Origin of the sequence: Pseudomonas sp. UBA7500 (assembly GCF_002478435.1) — a bacterium.
Classification (GTDB): domain Bacteria; phylum Pseudomonadota; class Gammaproteobacteria; order Pseudomonadales; family Pseudomonadaceae; genus Aquipseudomonas; species Aquipseudomonas palmensis.
Genome location: NZ_DLNW01000045.1, coordinates 372 through 2,808, shown reverse-complemented (window position 1 = coordinate 2,808; position 2,437 = coordinate 372). Strand labels below are relative to the sequence as shown.

At 68.6% G+C, this 2,437-nt stretch carries 2 protein-coding genes and 1 pseudogene (1 of these 3 running past the window's edge); 2 read left to right on the top strand and 1 reads right to left on the bottom strand.

What is annotated here, in order from left to right; all coding sequences use genetic code 11:
• Positions 1–29 precede the first annotated feature (29 nt).
• The gene (locus B4I46_RS19110) at positions 30–1,163 is read right to left on the bottom strand and encodes an MFS transporter (RefSeq protein WP_213606717.1); all 1,134 of its coding nucleotides are present in this window, start codon (positions 1,161–1,163) and stop codon (positions 30–32) included.
• Positions 1,164–1,260: 97 nt separating this feature from the next.
• Between B4I46_RS19110 and B4I46_RS19105 the strand changes: the two genes are divergently transcribed.
• Both B4I46_RS19105 and B4I46_RS19100 read left to right on the top strand, forming a co-directional pair.
• Entirely contained in the window at positions 1,261–2,151 is an 891-nt protein-coding gene (locus tag B4I46_RS19105; protein WP_116052498.1) for a LysR family transcriptional regulator, read from the top strand.
• 114 nt (positions 2,152–2,265) lie between these two features.
• Positions 2,266–2,437 (top strand): annotated as a pseudogene (locus tag B4I46_RS19100) (glutamate synthase-related protein) (its annotated part continues 371 nt past the right edge of the window); the annotation flags it as partial.

Genomic DNA, 2,437 nt, shown 5'->3' with positions numbered 1-2,437 from the left:
GGGCTTGACCCGCGAAGGGGCCGAAGGGTTCAGCGCCAGCCCACCCGCCCGATCAACATGAACACCGCCTGAAACCCCAGAATCAGCACCACGCACCCGGTCCAACCCCACTGCTGCCACAGCACCGCCGGCAACAGCGCGCCGGCACTCCCGCCCAGGTAATAGCAGGTCAGGTAGCGCCCGATCGCCCCGGCCTTGTTCGCGCCGGCCGTGGTCGCAATGAAAGTGTTGGCCGCCGCCTGCGCCAGGAACACCCCGGTCGAGCTCAACGCCAGCCCCAACACGATAACCCACAGCGTGGGCACAAGCGTCAGGCCGATGCCCACCGCGCCGACAACGCCCGCCACCATCAGCAGGTGCAACGGCGGGCGAGCCCTGGCCAGGCGGCCGGCAATCGGCGTGACCACCAGCGCCAGCAGAAACACCGCATAGATCGACCCCAGCGCCGCCGCCCCCAGCCCGAACGGCGCCCGGCTCAGGTGCAGCCCCGCATAGGTGAACGACGCCACCTGTGAAAACAGCACGCAGAACCCCACCGCACACGCCGACCACAATGGCCAGCCAAACCGTGGTGGCGCACTGGCCCTGCGCCTGCTCGCCGGCACCGGTTCGAGCACCAGCAGCCAGCGAATCCCCAGCCCCATCAGCAGCACCACCAGCGCCAGCACTTCGAACGCTTCGCGCCAGCCCCAGTACTCGGTCACCCACGCCACCACGAAGCGCCCGGCAAAGCCGCCCAGGATGGTGCCGGTCACGTACAGGCTGGTGACCTCGGTCACGCTCGCGCCCTGCCATCGCTCACCAATCAGCGCCACGCTGCAGGCGAAGATCACCGGTATCAGCAAGCCCTGCACCGCCCGCCACAGCAGCAGCTCGGCAAAGCTGCCCACCGTGGCCATCAGCAGCACCGGGGTGGCCAGCAGCAACGCCGCCACCACGATCAGCGTCACCGGCGACCAGCGCCGCGCCAGCCAGCCGACCCAGGGCGCAGTCAACGCCACCATCAGGGTGGTGATGGTCAGGCTCCAGCTCACCTGGCCAATGTCCACGGCAAACTGCCGGGCCAGTTGCGCGAGGATGCCCTGGGTGGCGTACAAGGGGAGGAACGCCGCGCAGCCGCACAACAACATCGCGACCCGCGCAGCCGAAGAAGGCGCCTGCATGGCAAAACTCGTTAAAGTGTGTGGCGCCCTTTATACGGCGCCCCACTCGCCCCGGGCCAATACCGATTTCGGACCGATCGATACCTCAAGGTGCACCATGCTCGACCTCCGCAAACTGCGCTATTTCCTGGCCGTGGCCCAGGCCCTGCATTTCGGCCGCGCCGCCCAGGCCCTGCACCTGGCCCAGCCCGCGCTGACCCGGCAGATCTCGGCGCTGGAAGCCCAGCTGGGGTTCAGCCTGTTCGAGCGCAGCAGCCGCAACGTCAGCCTCACCGTGCAGGGCCAGGCCTTCGTGCCCTATGCGCGCAACGTGATCGAGCAACTGGCGCTGGCCGAAACCATGGCCGCCAGGCTCGCCAGCGGCATGGCCGGCCACCTGAGCCTGGGCTATGCCAGCTCCGTGGCCCTGAGCGACCGCTTCACCCAGGCCATCCAGCGCTTCGCCCAGGCCTTCCCCGAGGTGCAGTTGAACCTGATCGAACAGGCGTCGATGAACCAGTGGGCGCAGCTGCGCGACGGCACCCTGGACATCGGCCTGAGCCGCCTGCCGCCCCCCGCCGAGCACAACCTGCACACCGACACCCTGGAGCACGAACCCCTGCTGCTGGCGCTGCCGGTCAGCGACCCGCTCAGTGACCAGGCGCAGGTCAGCCTGGCGCAGTTGCAGCAGCGCCCGGTGATCCTCTACCCCGAGCAGCACGGCACCGGCCTCAACCTGGCCATCGAGACCCTGTTCGCCAACGCCGGCCTGGCGCTGCACCGCGGCCCCAGCGGCCAGCAGACCACCACCATCATCGCCCTGGTCGCCGCCGGCCAGGGCGTGGCGGTGGTGCCGGCCTGCGCCAGCGCGCTGGAACGCAAGGGCGTGTGCTACCGCCCGCTCAGCGATGCCGATGCACACATCGCGCTGCATGCAATCAGCCGCCGGCACGGCCGTTCGCGGGCGGCCGAGGCGTTCCTGGCGATCATCAACCAGCCGGGCCCATGAGCCCCGGCGCCTGGCAAGCACGGCGCGGATAAAACTGTTTTACCGAAACCACGGGTTTTCCGCCGCGGTGCTTTGCCTATCCTAGGCGCGACAAACATCATCAGCGGAAGATTCATGCGCCTCTCGTTTCCCAGCCGTTATGCCTGCCTGGCGGCGTGCCTCACGTTCAGCCTGGCCAGCCTGCCGTTTCTTGCCACTCACGCCTGGCTCTGGCCATTGACCCTGATCGGCACGCTGCTCTCGCTGGTGGGCCTGAACGACCTGCGCCAGCGCCAGCACGCAGTGC

Bases quoted from the DNA above. Each gene is read 5' to 3' on its own strand.
- B4I46_RS19110 (WP_213606717.1), bottom strand. From the start codon at position 1,163: ATGCAGGCGCCTTCTTCGGCTGCGCGGGTCGCGATGTTGTTGTGCGGC.
- B4I46_RS19105 (WP_116052498.1), top strand. From the start codon at position 1,261: ATGCTCGACCTCCGCAAACTGCGCTATTTCCTGGCCGTGGCCCAGGCC.